The organism is Sphingomonas longa, assembly GCF_016892685.1.
GTDB classification, from domain to species: Bacteria; Pseudomonadota; Alphaproteobacteria; order Sphingomonadales; family Sphingomonadaceae; genus Sphingomonas; species Sphingomonas longa.
The window spans coordinates 313,260-327,751 of sequence record NZ_JAFEMC010000001.1 but is presented as its reverse complement, the minus strand read 5'-3'; the positions used below and the strand labels follow the sequence as shown (position 1 = coordinate 327,751).

Sequence of the window (14,492 nt, the reverse complement as noted above, 5' to 3'; positions counted from 1 at the left end):
TATTGCAAGTCAATAGCAACTAGGCGGGTGGTTCATCGTTGGCGGCGAGCGCCTCTCCGGCAAGGTAGAGCGAGCCCGCGATCAGGACGGGGGCGGGGTCGCGGACAAGGTCCAGCGCTTGCTCCAGCGAGTGCGCAGTCGTGGCGGCGGGGCCGAACTGCCCGGCGATATCAGCCAATGATTGGGGGGCGTGATGCGCGTGGCCGGAAACCGGCACCGCAATGACGCGCGCAATAGAGGACGACAGGAGGCGCAGCACGCCCGCAGCATCCTTGTTCGCGAGCATGCCCAGCACCAGCGTCACCGGCCGACCCTGCGCGATCGTTCGCAGCGCGCGGGCGACCGGCGCGGCGGCAGAGGGGTTGTGGGCGCCGTCGATCCACAATTCCGATGCGGGGGGCAGGCGATCGGTGAGCGGCCCCGGCGACAGGCGCTGCATGCGTGCCGGCCACTGCGCCCAGTCCGCCGCGGCGCGATAGGCGGCTTCCGGGATGTGCAGCGCGCCTTGGTGCCGCAGCATGGCGATCGCCAGTGCAAGGTTGCGCGACTGGTGGGCACCGACCAGCTGCGGCCGGTTGGTGACGACGGAGAAGCCGTCGTCGCTGTACCGCATCGTCGAGCGGGCGGTGTCGCTGTTCCACTCACGTCCGCGTGCAATCACGGGCGCGCCGGTCTGCGCCGCTACCGCCGCGATGCGGTCGCGCAGGGGGCGGGCGTAATCCATCGTCACGAGTGGCACGCCGGGCTTGGCGATGCCGGCTTTTTCGGCCGCGATACCGGTGGCGGAGGTGCCGAGGAACGCCTCATGATCCATCCCGAGCGCGGCGATGCCGGTGACCGCGGGTGCGGCGACGACGTTGGTCGCATCCAGCCGGCCGCCCAACCCGACCTCGACGATCGTCGCGGCCGCGGGCGTGCGGGCGAAGGCGAGGAACGCGGCGGCGGTCGTGACCTCGAAGAAGCTCGGGCGGATGCCGTCCGCGACGTCCAGCACTTCCGCCAGTAATGCCGCAAGGTGATCGTCCGCGATCAGGTGCCCGGCGATGCGGATACGTTCGTTGAAGCGCACGAGGTGCGGGCTGCTGAAGACGTGAACCGAATGCCCGGCCGCCTCGATCGCGGCGCGCAGAAAGGCGCAGGTCGAACCCTTGCCGTTGGTGCCGGCAACGTGGAACACCGGCGGTAGCGACAGGTGGGGATCGCCGAGCCGTGACAGCAGCGCCGCAATACGCTCCAAACCCAGGATGTCGGCACCCGGCGAGAGCGTCGCGAGGCGGTCGAGTTGCGCCTGAACGGCGGCGTGGGTGGACGTTGCGTGATCGGGCATGATTTCAGCCTTCAGCATCCAGCCCGGCGAACGCCGGGGTTCTGTAGCGATCGAGCGATGATGCGCGGCATGGCGTCATCACGACGATCTCGGCAACTGGGCCCCGGCCTTTGCCGGGGTGGACGTGTTGTGCCTTAAGCCGCCGCCGCGCGGTGGCCGCAGAGGTAGCCGATCACCTGCGCCAGCCGCTCGCGCAGGTCCTTGCGGTGGACGACCATGTCCAGCATGCCGTGATCCAGCAGATATTCCGCGCGCTGGAACCCCTCGGGCAGCTTTTCGCGGATCGTGCTCTCGATCACGCGCTGGCCGGCGAAGCCGATCAGGGCATTGGGTTCGGCGATCTGGATGTCGCCCAGCATGGCGTAGCTGGCGGTGACGCCGCCCGTCGTCGGGTCGGTCAGCACCACGATATACGGCAGGCCGGCATCGTGCAGCATCTGGATCGCAACGGTGCTGCGCGGCATCTGCATCAGCGACAGGATGCCCTCCTGCATCCGTGCGCCGCCCGCGGCGGTAAAGATCAGATAGGGCGACTTGTCGGCGATCGCGGCCTCGACGCCGCGTACGAACGCCTCACCCACGGCGAGGCCCATCGACCCGCCCATGAACGCGAAATTCTGCACGCCCATGACGACGCGGTGGCCGAGGATCGTGCCGCGCGCATTCAACAGCGCGTCCGGCTCCGCCGTGGCGGTGCGGGCGGCGCGGATGCGATCGGTGTACTTCTTCGAATCGCGAAACTTCAGCGGGTCCTCAGGCACCTTCGGCGCGGGCAGTTCGGCGTAGCTGCCCTCGTCCAGGATATGCTCGAAGCGGATCTTCGGGCCGATCCGCTCATGATGCTCGCATCGCGGGCAGACGTAGAGGTTCTCCTCCAGCTCCTTGGTGAAGACCATCTGGCCGCACCCCTTGCACTTGTGCCAGAGATTCTCCTCGGCCTGCTCCTTGCGGGGACCGAAGGCGAGGGCGTTGCGGACGCTGTTGAGCCAACTCATGCTGCGACTACCTTGCGGGCCGACGCGACGGCATCGGCGAGCGAACGGACATAGGTGGTGACGGGGCCGGGCGCATCGGCCCCGTGGGCGGCGACGATCTCGACTATGGCGGAGCCGACGACGACGCCGTCCGCCACGCGGGCGATGGCGGCGGCCTGATCGGGGGTGCGGACGCCGAAGCCGACCGCCACGGGCAGGTCGGTGGCGTCCATCAGCCGCGCGACGGCGTCCTCGATCGAGGATTGCTGCGCCTGCTGAAGCCCGGTGATGCCGGCGACGGACACGTAATAGAGGAACCCGCCCGCGCCATCGAGGACGGCGGGCAGGCGTGCGGCGTCGGTGGTCGGCGTCGCGAGTCGGATCGGGGCGATCCCGGCCGCGCGCAATGCCGGTCCGAGCGCGTCGTCCTCCTCGGGCGGAATGTCGACGCAGATCACGCCGTCTACCCCCGAATCCGCGGCGGCACGCGCGAAGGCGGCGCTGCCGTGGCGGAGCATCGGGTTGGCGTAACCCATCAGGACGAGCGGTACGTTCGGGTGACGCGAGCGAAAGCCGGCCGCGATCGACAGGATGTCGGTCGTGCGCGTGCCGGCTGCGAGGCTGCGGATATTGGCGTTCTGGATCGCCGGGCCGTCCGCCATCGGATCGGTGAAGGGCATGCCCAGTTCGATCACGTCCGCCCCACCCGCGACCAGTGCGTCGAGGATCGCCGGCGTCGCGGCGGGCGTCGGGTCGCCGGCGGTGACGAAGCAGACGAGCGCGGCGTGATCCTGCGCGAAGGCGGCGGCGAGGCGGGTGGTCATATCGCCACACCCAGCGCCGATGCGACGGTGAAAATGTCCTTGTCGCCGCGCCCGCACAGATTGGCGAGGATCACCTGATCGTCGCGCATCGTCTTGGCGCGGCGGGTGACCGCGGCGATGGCGTGGGCCGGCTCCAGTGCGGGGATGATCCCCTCCGTCCGGCACAACAGCTGGAACGCATCGAGCGCGTCCTGGTCGGTCGCGCTGTCATACTCGACGCGGCCGATGTCGCGCAGCCACGCATGTTCCGGCCCGATGCCGGGATAGTCGAGGCCCGCGGAGATCGAATGTCCCTCCGCGATCTGGCCGTCCTCGTCCTGCAACAGATAGGTCTTGTTGCCGTGTAGCACGCCGGGGAAACCGCCCGCGAGCGAAGCGGCATGCTCGCGGTCGAGACCGTGGCCCGCCGCCTCCACGCCGAGCATCGCGACCTCGGCATCGTCGAGGAACGGGTGGAACAGGCCAATCGCGTTCGATCCGCCGCCGATCGCTGCGACGAGCATGTCGGGCAGGCGACCGGTACGGGCCAGCATCTGCGCGCGCGCCTCGCGACCGATCACGCTTTGGAAGTCACGGACCATTTCCGGATAGGGATGCGGGCCGGCGGCGGTGCCGATGATGTAGAACGTGTCGTGGACGTTCGCGACCCAATCGCGCAGGCCCTCGTTCATCGCGTCCGACAGCGTTTTCGCGCCGCTTTCGACCGGGCGGACCTCCGCACCGAGCAGCTTCATGCGGAACACATTGGGCTGCTGCCGCTCGATATCCCGCGCGCCCATGTAGATGACGCAGGGCAGGCCGAAGCGCGCGCAGACCGCGGCGGTGGCGACGCCGTGCTGGCCCGCACCCGTCTCCGCGATGATCCGCGTCTTGCCCATGCGGATCGCCAGCAGGATCTGGCCGATGCAGTTGTTGATCTTGTGCGCGCCGGTGTGATTCAGCTCGTCCCGCTTGAACCATACCTGCGCGCCCATGCCGGGCTCCGCGCCCTCGCGCAGCGCCGCCGACAGGCGTTCGGCGTGATAGAGCGGACTGGGCCGGCCAACATAATGTTCGAGCAAATCCTCGAACTCGGCCTTGAACGCCGGATCGGCCTTGGCCGCCCGGTACTCGCGGTCAAGGTCGAGGATGAGCGGCATCAGCGTTTCGGCAACGAACCGGCCGCCGAACTGACCGAAATGGCCGCGCTCGTCGGGCTGGGTGCGGAAGGAATTGGGGACGTTCATGATCGCGCCGCTTTAAGGAAGGCGGCGATCTTGTCCACATCCTTGACCCCTGGCGCGGTTTCCACGCCTGATGAGACGTCGACCAGCGGCGCACCGGTGCGGGCGATCGCCTCCGCGACATTGCCCGCGTCGAGCCCGCCGGACAGCGCCCACGGTAAAGGGTGGGCGAATCCGTCGAGCAGGCTCCAGTCGAAGCGGAGACCCATCCCGCCCGGCAACGCCGCGCCGGGCGGCGTCTTGGCGTCGTAAAGGATCCGGTCGGCGGCACCCGTGAAGGTCCGTGCGACATCGAGGTCGCCGCGCGCCTTCACCGCCACCGCGGTCCAGGTTTCCAGCCCGAAGCGCGCGCGGATCGCAGCGGCGCGGGCGGGGGCGACCTTGTGCAGTTGCAGGACGGTCAGCGCCGCGACGGCGACCGCCTGTTCCAGCAGTCCGTCATCGGGGTCGACGAAGACGCCGACCTTCGCGACGTGATCCGGCACGCGCGCCGTCAGTGCGGGTGCGGCGTCGAAGTCGAGATTGCGGGGTGAGGGGGCGAAGAACACGAAGCCGACATGGCTCGCGCCGCCGCCGAGCGCGGCATCGAGCGTCGCGGCCGTGGTCAGGCCGCAGATCTTGGCGGGCATGGCGTCGTGTCTCCGATCCGGTTCGCGCGCCACGCCCGGACGATGCTGCGACCACCCCAAAGCAGCGCGGCGAGCGCTGCCGTCAGGGCGATGAGCGAACTCAGGAACAGGGCGGCGTCGGCGCTCGTATAGCAGCGATCGACGCGCTTGTAATGGACCAGCGGGAACGGGCGGACAGTGAGTTCCAGATCACCGGTTGCGAGCGACCGAACGAAGCCGTCGCGCTGCAGGTGGTCGATGACAACGGCGCTGGTCCGCGTGAACGGCAGACAGTCGGACAGGGTGGGACTTGCCGCCGACCAGCCATCCGTGAGCAGGAACGACGGGCTCTCGGCCGATCGACCCGGCGGAAACACCAGAAAGCCGGCGACGAACAGCCACACCACGCTGAGCAGCACGGATCGGCGCGGCCACCGGCGGAGCCACACCGGTCGCGTCACAAGGTGCCGGCGATGGCCCGTGCGGCGGCGTCGGGGTCCTCGGCCTGCGTGATCGGGCGACCGACGACGATGATCGACGCGCCGCCGTCGACGGCGGCGCGCGGCGTGACGACGCGCTTCTGGTCGCCGACGGGTCCGTCCGCGAGACGGACGCCCGGAACGACGAAATAGCCCTTCGGCCATGCCGCCTTCGCCGCCGCGACCTCCGCGCCGGAGCAGACGATACCGTCGACCCCGGCCTCGGCGGCCAGCGCGGCGAGGCGGACGACCTGATCGTGGGCGCTGCCGGAGACGCCGGTCGCCGCAAGGTCGCTGGCATCGAGGCTGGTCAGCATCGTCACCGCGACGACCTTCGTACCGAGCGGCGCGGCGGCTTTCGCATCCTCCAGCATCGCGCGACCGCCGCTGGCGTGGACGGTGAGGATCGCCGGTTCGAGCGGGGACAGCGCCTGCACCGCCTTGGCGACGGTATTGGGGATGTCGTGGAGCTTCAGGTCCAGGAAGATCGGCAGCCCGATCGTCGCCATCTCGCGCACGCCAGGCTGGCCGTGGGCGGCGAAGAATTCGAGGCCCAGCTTCAGGCCGCCGACATGGTTGCGGACCTTGGTGGCGATGGCTTTGGCGCGGGCGAGGTCGGGCGTATCGATCGCGACGTAGATGCGGTTGCTCACTTCAGGTTCGGCTCCGGTGCGATCGGCGCATAGCTGGCGTCGGGAACGAGTGGCTGGACTGCCATCGTCGGGGCCACCGGCACGGACATCTGCGCGGGAATCTGGGCGGCGCGCGTTTCGGCAAGCAACCGCTCGCACGTGGTCAGCCGCTGCTTCAAGCGCCAGCGTCGCGCCGCCTGCCACCCGAACGTCGGCAGCAGGCCGATCAGGAAGGTGACGAGCAGCAGGAACGGCAGGTTCACCTCCGCGACGAGGTCGCCGGGCAGATGGATCGGAACCGACGTCCAGTTCCCGATCGTGAACAGCGCAGCCAGAAAGGCGAGGAGGCACCAGAAGAGGATCTTCAGGAACTGCATTCTCGTCTCCGTTCGCCCATGCGGGTCGCAAGGCTACAGGCGAAGGCACGGCTTGACCAGCCTTCGTGCCGGTTCGTCGCAGTATGGTGGCGGGGACCGGGCTGCCGCCTGTCCTTGTTGAACTATGGGAGTGGCCCGTACTTCGACTTCGCTCAACACAAACGGAGTTTGGGGATTGGGTCCTTCCTACCTCGTTCAGCCTGAGCGCAGTCGAAGGCCATGCCCGGCGGCCCGACCACGACCATGCTCAGGACGAACGGACAAGACTTACCCCACTTCTCGCCGCAACGAGGCGATCAGCGCGCTCACCGCCAACAAGCGTGGCTCTTCCTCGTCGAGGATCGCCACGAATGCGGCGCGCTTGATCGCGGCGATGCGGCCGGCGCGGAGGCGGACGGAGCGGGGGAGGGTGGAGACGACGATGTCGATCATCCGTTCCGCGCCATGCAAACGGCCCCACAGGTAATCGTTCTCGCGGTATGCGCGGCTGAAGAATGCGCCGAAGCTGTTGAACTGAATACCCTTCAACGTCGCCTCCGCGCCGCCGGTGCGGATCGACGGCGCATCCTCCGGCGCGATGCGGTCGACGCGGATCGTATCGAACTCGTCGAGACCCTCGCCCTGCAACAGCGGCAGCGTGGCGGTGTCGTAGAAGGGGAAGCCGAGATAGGCGAGCAGCATGGTCCGGCGCGCATCGCGGTCGAGCGGCGTCAGCGCCTCGGCGAGCCGCGCGTCGGTGTCCGCGTCCAGCGCGGGCAGATCGAGCGTGGTGGCGAGCGCATCGAGCAGCGGCCCGGCGTCGCCGCGCAACCCGCGCGCCATACCGCGCAAGCCGGCGAAGGCGTCGGCGCGTTGCCGGTCGAGATAGGCCGATAGCGACAGGTAAATGGCTTTGCGGAGGTCGCCGAGATGCTCGACGTCGCGCTCCTCCAGCTCACCCAGTCGCCGGGCGAGGAGGCGCAGGCGGCGAATGCGGAAGCCGGTGTCGAATACTCTCAGGAAGGTGATCGCCTGTGGGTCCGACGGATCGCCGCCGGCACGCAACGCTGCCTCCCCCGCGATCGTCTGGCGAATGCGGCGGCGGCGCTCGGGCGCCTGTTCGCCCGCGATGCTGTGGGTCAGCACCGCCAGCGCGTCGATCACCGCCGCCTGTTTGGCGTGGCCGTAGGCGGCATAGGCGAAGCCCGCCTGCGCTGCCGCCGCCGCCTGTGACCGCGCGCGCCATGCCGCCAATCGTCGCGCGCTCGGCCGGTTGAGGAACAGGGTGCGCCCGAACAGCGCCTCCACCTCCGCCTCCACGCGCGGTCGGATCGCCGCGACGAGGCCGAGCATCTGTTCGATGCGCGCTGACCTTTCCGCCAGCGCTTCGAGATTGTCGCGGATCGGCTGCTGGCGCGGCAGTTCGCTCGACGCGCCGATGATCGTCTGGAAGAAGCCGGGCGTGCCGTCGCGTCCTCCGAGCCGGAATTTGGGTCCGGGCGAAGGGTCGATATAGACGAAGCGGCGGTCGACCTGCCGTCGCGCCGGACGTTGTCGAAGGGCGGCGATCGCCGGCTGGAACGGCGCATTGGCGAGCACCGAGCCGTCGATCAGCACCGCCTTGTCCGCGGCGTTGGCGGCGGCCTGTCGCGGCAACACGCGGCGCAGGAAGGCGCGGCGGCCCGGCCAAGCCGCCGACCGCGCCTTCAGCACACGGTCTAGTTCGCCGACCTGAAACGGCGGAAACGCGCCGGGGAAGCTGGACGTGGCACGCGCGGCAAAGGCCAGCTCGGGGATCGCCGCCAACGTGTCGGTCGCGTGGCCCTCGTCGGAAAACGATACGACCAGACGGTGCTCGGTTTCCACCACCTCCGGCGGGGAGTTCAGGCGCAACCGCTCGGGGTGGCCGGCGAAATCGGTGACGGTGACGAACAGGTCGAGCGGCTGACCGTCGGGCAACAATCGCGGCCCGCGTTCCGATGCCGCCATGGCGTCGAACGCGTCGAGCAGCAATCCGGTGAACGTCTCGCCCCCGAACGGCGGCTCGAACCAGCGCGAACGGACGAAGTGCGACAGCTTCGCGCGTACCTCGTCGCGGGTCGCCGCATCGGCATGCTCCTCCAGCGCCTCCGCGCTGCGCCCGGCCGCCATCCACGCGAGCGGCAGCGCCCACAGTTTCGACAGGCGATGCGCGGGCGCGGCGGCGGGGTCGATCAGCGCCTCGACATCGGCGGAGGTCAGCCAAAGGTCGGTCAGCGGATCGAGCGACTGGCCGGTGGCGATCGCCTGACCCAGGAAGATGCCGTTGATCCCGCCCGCACTCGCTCCCGCGACGATGTCCGCCAGCACCCGCAGCCTTATGCCGCCGCGCGTCTCGATCTCTTCCAGCAGCGCGTGATACACCGCGTCGGTGCCTTGGGCCGGCGGCATGCCGTCATGCCAGGCGCGGCTGGCTCGGGCGAGCCGCCACACCTCCTTGGTGATGCCGTGCATATACACCGCCAGGCTGATCCCGCCGTAGCAGACGAGCGCGAGGCGGAGTTCCTTTTCCCGCATCAGCTGCGCTCGATCACCGCCCAGATCGGCAGGTGATCGGACGCCTTGCGCGCCGCCGCGCTGGCGTGGACGCCGCAGTCTTGGATGGTCAGGTCTCGCGACACCATGATGCGATCGAGCCGGGCGATCGGCGCCCGGGCGTGAAAGGACGGGCCGGTTTCCGCCATCGCGAAGTCGCGGCCGAAGTCGCGCAGGCACCCTGACGCTGCCGACCAGTCGTTCAGGTCGCCCATCATCACCGTCGGGCGACGTTCCGGCCGATGCGCGACATGCGCCAGGATCGCCGCCGCCTGCTTGCGCCGCCACAGCCCGGACAGGTCGAGATGCATGCCGACGACGCACACCGAGCCGCCTTCGACATCGACCTCCGCCGACACCGCGCCGCGTGGTTCCAGCGCCGGCAGGTGGATCGCGTCGCACCCCACGATCGTCGCCGATTTCCGTACCAGCAGCGCATTGCCATGCCAGCCCAAGCTCGCGGCACGCTTGCCGACCGCGACCGGTTGCCAGTCGCTATGCTCGGCCAGCAAGTGCAGCGGAATGACGCCGTCGCGCGTGCCGAAGCGTCGGTCGGCTTCCTGCAACGCGATCACGTCCGCATCGATCTCGCGCAACACGTCGAGAATGCGTTCGGGGCTGAGCCGCCGATCGGTCCCCACCCCCTTGTGCATGTTGTAGCTGGCGACTTTCAGGATCATTCCGCAGCCGCAACGCAGCAGCATGGCGGACGGTTGCAGCCCTCGGCGCGGCCATGCGTTGAAGCGCGGTACAGATCCTGGAGGATAGCATGCCCGACCGCCACGACCACGCCGCCGATCGCTCTCCCGCCAAGGATGACATCGCTCGCCCCGCCACCGACGACACGATCGAAATCCGTGACAATCGTGCGGGCGACGAGGGCCATTATTCTGGCCAGGAAGCCGGTACCTATCGCGAGAACCTGCCGGATCGAATCGCGGTCGGCGCGGATGATGGCGGGACGGCAGCGAATTCCATCGCGCGCAATGCCCGCGCAGGCATCCCGCCGGAAGACGGCCATCGGGCCTATGTCGATCGAGCGACGGGCGAAGTGCACGGCAGCGGTTCCGGCGCAGGGGGCGGACAGGATGGCGAGGACTATGACTCCGACTCCGCAAACGGGAGTGGAACCGAGGCCTGACGTCGGAACGCCTGCGCCCGAATGCCGTTGATCCAACAGGAACGATGTGGAGTTAAGTCATGAACTTCAAAGCGTTAGGACTTGGATTAGGGATCTTCTCCGTCGCCCTGGGGGTGGCGGAAATGTTCGGTGCGAAGCGGATCGCCCAGACGCTGGAGGCGGAGGGTTCGGAGCCGTTGATCCGCGCCTTTGGTGCCCGCGAGCTGGTGGCCGGCGCCGGCCTGCTTGCGGCGCCAGCGCTGTCTACCAACGTCTGGGGCCGCGTCGCCGGTGATGCGCTGGATCTCACGGCGCTGGGGGCGGCGGCGAAGGCCCACCCCCGCAATAGGGCCGTCTGGGGAGCGATCCTGTTCGTACTGGGCGCGACCGCGCTGGACATCTACACCGCACGCGGGCTCGATCGGACCACAGGCCGGATGTTGCCGACGTAGGCCGGGCACGTCTGTCGCTTGACCGGTATTCCCGTCAGATCTGCGAATAGGGCGCTGGGTTGAGGATCTGGTTGCCGATGCCCGTGGTGATGTCAGGATCGGTGAGCCCCGGTGTCGCGATGAGCCGGCGCCATGCGGGATCGGACCCGAACGCGCGCCAGTTTCGCTCCCGCGTCGCTAGGTCGGGGAACATCAGCATATAGGTGAGGCTCGGCAGACGAGGCCCGGTGAGGTCCTGAGCGAAGAAAACCGGCGTGAGTCCGTTGCGCCGGAATATCTCGATCTCGCCGCCGGTGTCGAACATCCCGATCTTCGTAGCTCCTGCCCTATCGTTATGACTGAAGTACGTTCTCAATTCGAATAGGCGCGACGTGTTGTCGCGTGAGGCGGCAGACCGCTCGACGCGGGTAAAGTGCGGGAAGGCGCGCATCAGCTTCACCTCCAGCGAGGCATAGGGCGGACGTTCCGGCGTCGCGCTGAAGAACGGCTCGGCAAGCGTTGCGTAGCCTCGATCGGCACTCAGCCGATCGGGGAGCGCCACGAAGTCTGCGATCGACGGATGCGGGATGAGAACCTGGACGGTCGGGCTTTCGGCACCGATCGCCACCGTGAAGACGCCCACCGGTCCACAGCCGGCGCGGCGCGCGGCCGGGATGAAGGCGTTCTTCAGATAAGCGTCGAGCCGCTCCCGCATCGGGCCGTGGACCAGTCGATAGGTCCGAAGCTCGTAGATCTCCGGGATTGCGCCCGGCTGCGCGCGGGAACCGGTGGCACCAAGAGCCACACTCCCGACGGCAGCACCCGCGAGCAGCGATCGTCGGTCGATCGAAAAGGTCATCCAATCCTCACAATTTCGGTCGTCATGGTCGTGTCGGCGCCGGCACACGCGGCATCTTGTCAGTCGGCCACCTCGACGGCGTGCGTCACGGTGATGATCGGCCGCGCCGAGGCGAGGTCGCGCGCTGCGATGCCGAACGCCTTGAAATGGTCGGATGCCATGTGGGCCTGCACCGCCGCATCGTCGACGTACAATTCGTCGAAGACGAAGCGCCGCTCGCCGTCGACCTCCCGCCAGAGGTCGTAGTACAGCACGCCCGGCTCCGCGCGCGACGCGGTGATGCAGGGGCGCGCCGCGGCCACGAGCCCATCCTCGTGCCCGGGCTTGACGCTGACGAACGCGATGACCTTGACCGACATAGACCTCTCCTGATGGCTGCATCGATCAATAGCTGTCCCAAGCCCGTTCTGCATCAGCTTTCGGGGCGAGCGGTCAGGGTACGCTGGTGACCTCGTTCGAGACAGCAGGATAGCGGCGTAGCGCCGCTTCGCTCAGCGCAGACGCGACGCCATCGGCGCTTGCGTTCAGCGCCCCCTCCGAACGAACGGTCATCGCCGCACCGTGCCAGAGGATCGCTGCACCGCCTCGCTTGCGGATGGTGATCGTCAATTCCGTCCGCTGCAGCGGGACGATCCGTGATCCGCCACTGCCGATGGGAACGCTGAGCCCTGCGCCGACAACGGCGGCTTTTCCGCTGCGCACGCGAACCGACGCGGCACCGACATCTGTCCTCGTCACGACGACTTCGGCGACATAGGCAGCGTGGCCGGGGTCGTTGAGGATCGTAAAGCCCTTCTCACCGAGCGCGGCGGCGGCGGCGGCATCCACATCGGGCGATGCGTCCTCAGCGTTCGAAGCGTCGCGTCCGGCGCCGACCGAAATCGTGCCCAACGAAACCTGAGGAACAGCCGAAGCTGAATTGACCGGGGCAAACGCCAGTACGACACCAGCCATTCCGACCATCAACCCCGGTATTTCCATCATCACTCCGTTCGGCATCAGGTGTCAGTTCAAGGCTAGACGTTCGGCGAGGCGATAGGTTCTCGATACGCCAGAAGACGAGCTGCGGCGCAGAGTGACTTACCGCTGCGAGCGCGGGTGCTATGACGGCAGTGCCCTTCATCAGGTCGGCTTGAGGATATTCGCATGATCTTGCGCAGCGACGAGACACTGGATGTCGACGTGCCAGGCAGCGGTCCGATGCGGATGCATCTGTTCCGGCCTGCCATCGCGGGCCGCTTTCCGGGCGTGCTCCTGTTCTCGGAAATCTATCAGGTCACGGCCCCGATCCGCCGGTTGGCGGCGATGATCGCGGGGAACGGGTATGTCGTCGCCGTACCCGAAGTCTACCACGAGTACGAGCCGGCGGGTACGATTCTGGAGTATGATCAGGCCGGCACGGACCGGGGTAACGCGCTCAAATTCGCAAAGCCTGTTTCTGCGTTCGATGCCGACGCGGAGGCCGCCACGACCGCCATGCTCGCGCATGCCGCCTGCAACGGCCGCTTGGGAACGTTCGGCGTGTGTCTCGGCGGCCATCTCGCCTACCGGGCCGCGCTCGATCCGCGCGTGGCTGCCGCCGCTTGCTTCTACCCGACGGACATTCATTCGGGGACATTGGGCGAGGGCCGATCCGACGACAGCCTCGCACGTATGGCCAACCTGAAAGCGGAGGCGATGTTCGTGTGGGGACGGCAGGACCCGCATGTCCCCTTTGCGGGGCGGGAGGCGATCCGCACCCGGCTGGAGGAGGTCGGCGCAGCCTATGAGTGGCATGAGATGAATGCGCAGCACGCATTCCTGCGGGACGAGGGGCCGCGTTACGATCCGGCGCTGTTCCTTCAGGCGATGGCACTCACGCTGCAATTCTACCGACGTACCTTGAGGTAGGGCGATCTTGCCGACCCACGTGGTGGGTGCCGGCCTCGTCGGGCGGGTGACGTCCGGGCCGGACGCCCCGGATCGTCAAGGTTATGAACCTGCGCGAAGCCAAACCCGTGCCTGCGGATCACGCGATGTCCGCACGTCAGCAGCGAGCGTACCGACTCGCCCAAATGCAAAGAAGCCGCCGACCTGCATACGCGGTCGGCGGCCTCCTCGGACCTGATCGGAAAGGCTTAGAGGATCAGGCGAACGAAATCTTCGTGCTGACACGACGACGGCGCACCGCACCACCGACCATGCCGAAGCCGCCGATCATCATGGCCCAGGTCGCAGGCTCAGGAACCGCACCGGCCACCGATGCGGCGAACGTGCCGTTGACCGCGCTGGTGATCGTCACCGAACCGCGATCGGTGTCGAACGTGGCGTCGATACCGCTGAAATAGCTGATCGGCGTCGTGGCGACGTTGGACGCCCCGTCATAGTTGATCAGGAGGGCGTTATCCCCCGAGAAGTACGACGAGTTGTCCAGGGCGTTGAACTGGATGCCGACGTAGCCGAAGTTGTTCTTGAAGAAGAACGCCGGGCTGGTCACGTTGAAGGTGCCGGCGGTCGGCGATACCGCCTGAAGCGATGCGAGCGGAGTGACGAAGGTGCCCGGACCGAACGCCTGAACATCGGCGGTGTCGGCCGTGCCGGTGAACGTCGCGTCGACGTTGGCGAACGGTCCGCCGTTCACACCCGAGAAGGTGCCGGTGAAGGTGTAGGTGATCGTGGCGGCCATCGCAGGCGCCGTGATCGCCATCGTCGCGGCAGCGGCAAGCGCCAGCATCTTGATCGTCTTCATGATTGTTTCCCCATGACACCGAGCCAAGGGGCGGGTGCTGAGCGATCGTTTATCTGAGGTTCATGTGATCTCAACATGAATTTTCACTCATGATTAACCAATTAAATCTCTTTTCAGGACAAGCGAGCACGTTGCCGCACGGCAGCCTTGATGCTGAAGGGACAACACCATCGCTGACCGGGCGAGCCGGCCGGTGGAAAAACGGAACATTCGTTGTCGCGGCGAGGGTTCATCGAACCTTGGAACCGTGCTGCCATACCGCGGAAAATGACAGGACGGCTGGTGCCGGTTGCAGGAATCGAACCCGCGACCTTCGGTTTACAAAACCGCTGCTCTACCAGCTGAGCTAAACCGGCG

General features: G+C 67.6%; 17 protein-coding genes and 1 tRNA gene. 3 read left to right on the top strand and 15 right to left on the bottom strand.

The features are described from left to right. Positions 1-19: 19 nt before the first annotated feature. The 10 genes from ILT43_RS01600 to ILT43_RS01555 all read right to left on the bottom strand — a co-directional run bounded on the left by ILT43_RS01600 (position 20) and on the right by ILT43_RS01555 (position 9,677). The gene (locus ILT43_RS01600) at positions 20-1,327 is read right to left on the bottom strand and encodes a bifunctional folylpolyglutamate synthase/dihydrofolate synthase (protein WP_204193546.1); all 1,308 of its coding nucleotides are present in this window, start codon (positions 1,325-1,327) and stop codon (positions 20-22) included. Positions 1,328-1,461: 134 nt separating this feature from the next. Next, a complete protein-coding gene (accD, locus tag ILT43_RS01595) occupies positions 1,462-2,322 on the bottom strand; it encodes an acetyl-CoA carboxylase, carboxyltransferase subunit beta (protein ID WP_204193545.1) in 861 nt (286 codons plus the stop codon). Further along, positions 2,319-3,125: a tryptophan synthase subunit alpha gene (gene trpA, locus ILT43_RS01590; protein ID WP_204193543.1), complete on the bottom strand. Its 807-nt coding sequence runs from the start codon at positions 3,123-3,125 to the stop codon at positions 2,319-2,321. Before trpA ends, accD begins: the two co-directional genes overlap by 4 nt. Beyond that, positions 3,122-4,351, bottom strand: coding sequence for a tryptophan synthase subunit beta (gene trpB / locus ILT43_RS01585; RefSeq protein WP_204193541.1), 1,230 nt, complete (start codon positions 4,349-4,351; stop codon positions 3,122-3,124). Before trpB ends, trpA begins: the two co-directional genes overlap by 4 nt. Further along, complete coding sequence (locus tag ILT43_RS01580) at positions 4,348-4,977, bottom strand: phosphoribosylanthranilate isomerase (protein WP_204193539.1); 630 nt, start codon at positions 4,975-4,977, stop codon at positions 4,348-4,350. Before ILT43_RS01580 ends, trpB begins: the two co-directional genes overlap by 4 nt. After that, positions 4,953-5,417 (bottom strand): hypothetical protein, encoded by a 465-nt coding sequence (locus ILT43_RS01575; protein ID WP_204193537.1) that lies wholly within the window; start codon positions 5,415-5,417, stop codon positions 4,953-4,955. Before ILT43_RS01575 ends, ILT43_RS01580 begins: the two co-directional genes overlap by 25 nt. Beyond that, entirely contained in the window at positions 5,414-6,088 is a 675-nt protein-coding gene (pyrF, locus tag ILT43_RS01570) for an orotidine-5'-phosphate decarboxylase (protein ID WP_204193535.1), read from the bottom strand. The genes ILT43_RS01575 and pyrF overlap by 4 nt, the downstream gene beginning before the upstream one ends. Further along, a complete protein-coding gene (locus ILT43_RS01565; RefSeq protein WP_204193533.1) occupies positions 6,085-6,444 on the bottom strand; it encodes a hypothetical protein in 360 nt (119 codons plus the stop codon). The genes pyrF and ILT43_RS01565 overlap by 4 nt, the downstream gene beginning before the upstream one ends. A 267-nt stretch (positions 6,445-6,711) precedes the next feature. Continuing rightward, a complete protein-coding gene (locus ILT43_RS01560; RefSeq protein WP_204193532.1) occupies positions 6,712-8,979 on the bottom strand; it encodes a patatin-like protein in 2,268 nt (755 codons plus the stop codon). Next, positions 8,979-9,677 (bottom strand): endonuclease/exonuclease/phosphatase family protein, encoded by a 699-nt coding sequence (locus ILT43_RS01555; protein ID WP_204193530.1) that lies wholly within the window; start codon positions 9,675-9,677, stop codon positions 8,979-8,981. The genes ILT43_RS01560 and ILT43_RS01555 overlap by 1 nt, the downstream gene beginning before the upstream one ends. 89 nt (positions 9,678-9,766) lie before the next feature. On the opposite strand from ILT43_RS01555, the gene ILT43_RS01550 reads away from it, so the two are divergent. Together ILT43_RS01550 and ILT43_RS01545 are read left to right on the top strand one after the other, a co-directional pair. Beyond that, positions 9,767-10,138 carry a hypothetical protein gene (locus ILT43_RS01550; protein ID WP_204193528.1) on the top strand — a complete coding sequence of 124 codons (372 nt, stop codon included), beginning with the start codon at positions 9,767-9,769 and terminating at the stop codon, positions 10,136-10,138. A 59-nt stretch (positions 10,139-10,197) separates the two neighbouring features. Beyond that, positions 10,198-10,569, top strand: coding sequence for a hypothetical protein (locus ILT43_RS01545; protein WP_204193526.1), 372 nt, complete (start codon positions 10,198-10,200; stop codon positions 10,567-10,569). A 34-nt stretch (positions 10,570-10,603) separates the two neighbouring features. Here ILT43_RS01545 and ILT43_RS01540 read toward each other — a convergent pair whose 3' ends face one another. The 3 genes from ILT43_RS01540 to ILT43_RS01530 all read right to left on the bottom strand — a co-directional run bounded on the left by ILT43_RS01540 (position 10,604) and on the right by ILT43_RS01530 (position 12,406). Next, positions 10,604-11,407, bottom strand: coding sequence for an NIPSNAP family protein (locus tag ILT43_RS01540; protein WP_204193524.1), 804 nt, complete (start codon positions 11,405-11,407; stop codon positions 10,604-10,606). Between the two features lie 59 nt (positions 11,408-11,466). Next, complete coding sequence (locus ILT43_RS01535; protein WP_204193522.1) at positions 11,467-11,766, bottom strand: putative quinol monooxygenase; 300 nt, start codon at positions 11,764-11,766, stop codon at positions 11,467-11,469. 73 nt (positions 11,767-11,839) lie between these two features. Beyond that, complete coding sequence (locus ILT43_RS01530; protein WP_204193521.1) at positions 11,840-12,406, bottom strand: hypothetical protein; 567 nt, start codon at positions 12,404-12,406, stop codon at positions 11,840-11,842. A 147-nt stretch (positions 12,407-12,553) separates the two neighbouring features. On the opposite strand from ILT43_RS01530, the gene ILT43_RS01525 reads away from it, so the two are divergent. Next, complete coding sequence (locus ILT43_RS01525) at positions 12,554-13,297, top strand: dienelactone hydrolase family protein (protein ID WP_204193519.1); 744 nt, start codon at positions 12,554-12,556, stop codon at positions 13,295-13,297. Between the two features lie 235 nt (positions 13,298-13,532). Here ILT43_RS01525 and ILT43_RS01520 read toward each other — a convergent pair whose 3' ends face one another. Together ILT43_RS01520 and ILT43_RS01515 are read right to left on the bottom strand one after the other, a co-directional pair. After that, on the bottom strand, positions 13,533-14,135 hold the full coding sequence (locus ILT43_RS01520) for a PEPxxWA-CTERM sorting domain-containing protein (RefSeq protein ID WP_204193518.1): 603 nt from the start codon (positions 14,133-14,135) through the stop codon (positions 13,533-13,535). A gap of 280 nt (positions 14,136-14,415) precedes the next feature. Next, positions 14,416-14,491 (bottom strand) — tRNA-Thr (locus ILT43_RS01515). Position 14,492: the final 1 nt, after the last annotated feature.

Excerpts from the sequence above, each read along its gene's own strand:
- ILT43_RS01600 (WP_204193546.1), bottom strand. The coding sequence starts at position 1,327 with ATGCCCGATCACGCAACGTCCACCCACGCCGCCGTTCAGGCGCAACTC.
- accD (WP_204193545.1), bottom strand. The coding sequence starts at position 2,322 with ATGAGTTGGCTCAACAGCGTCCGCAACGCCCTCGCCTTCGGTCCCCGC.
- trpA (WP_204193543.1), bottom strand. The coding sequence starts at position 3,125 with ATGACCACCCGCCTCGCCGCCGCCTTCGCGCAGGATCACGCCGCGCTC.
- trpB (WP_204193541.1), bottom strand. The coding sequence starts at position 4,351 with ATGAACGTCCCCAATTCCTTCCGCACCCAGCCCGACGAGCGCGGCCAT.
- ILT43_RS01580 (WP_204193539.1), bottom strand. The coding sequence starts at position 4,977 with ATGCCCGCCAAGATCTGCGGCCTGACCACGGCCGCGACGCTCGATGCC.
- ILT43_RS01565 (WP_204193533.1), bottom strand. The coding sequence starts at position 6,444 with ATGCAGTTCCTGAAGATCCTCTTCTGGTGCCTCCTCGCCTTTCTGGCT.
- ILT43_RS01560 (WP_204193532.1), bottom strand. The coding sequence starts at position 8,979 with ATGCGGGAAAAGGAACTCCGCCTCGCGCTCGTCTGCTACGGCGGGATC.
- ILT43_RS01555 (WP_204193530.1), bottom strand. The coding sequence starts at position 9,677 with ATGATCCTGAAAGTCGCCAGCTACAACATGCACAAGGGGGTGGGGACC.
- ILT43_RS01550 (WP_204193528.1), top strand. The coding sequence starts at position 9,767 with ATGCCCGACCGCCACGACCACGCCGCCGATCGCTCTCCCGCCAAGGAT.
- ILT43_RS01545 (WP_204193526.1), top strand. The coding sequence starts at position 10,198 with ATGAACTTCAAAGCGTTAGGACTTGGATTAGGGATCTTCTCCGTCGCC.
- ILT43_RS01540 (WP_204193524.1), bottom strand. The coding sequence starts at position 11,407 with ATGACCTTTTCGATCGACCGACGATCGCTGCTCGCGGGTGCTGCCGTC.
- ILT43_RS01535 (WP_204193522.1), bottom strand. The coding sequence starts at position 11,766 with ATGTCGGTCAAGGTCATCGCGTTCGTCAGCGTCAAGCCCGGGCACGAG.
- ILT43_RS01530 (WP_204193521.1), bottom strand. The coding sequence starts at position 12,406 with ATGCCGAACGGAGTGATGATGGAAATACCGGGGTTGATGGTCGGAATG.
- ILT43_RS01525 (WP_204193519.1), top strand. The coding sequence starts at position 12,554 with ATGATCTTGCGCAGCGACGAGACACTGGATGTCGACGTGCCAGGCAGC.
- ILT43_RS01520 (WP_204193518.1), bottom strand. The coding sequence starts at position 14,135 with ATGAAGACGATCAAGATGCTGGCGCTTGCCGCTGCCGCGACGATGGCG.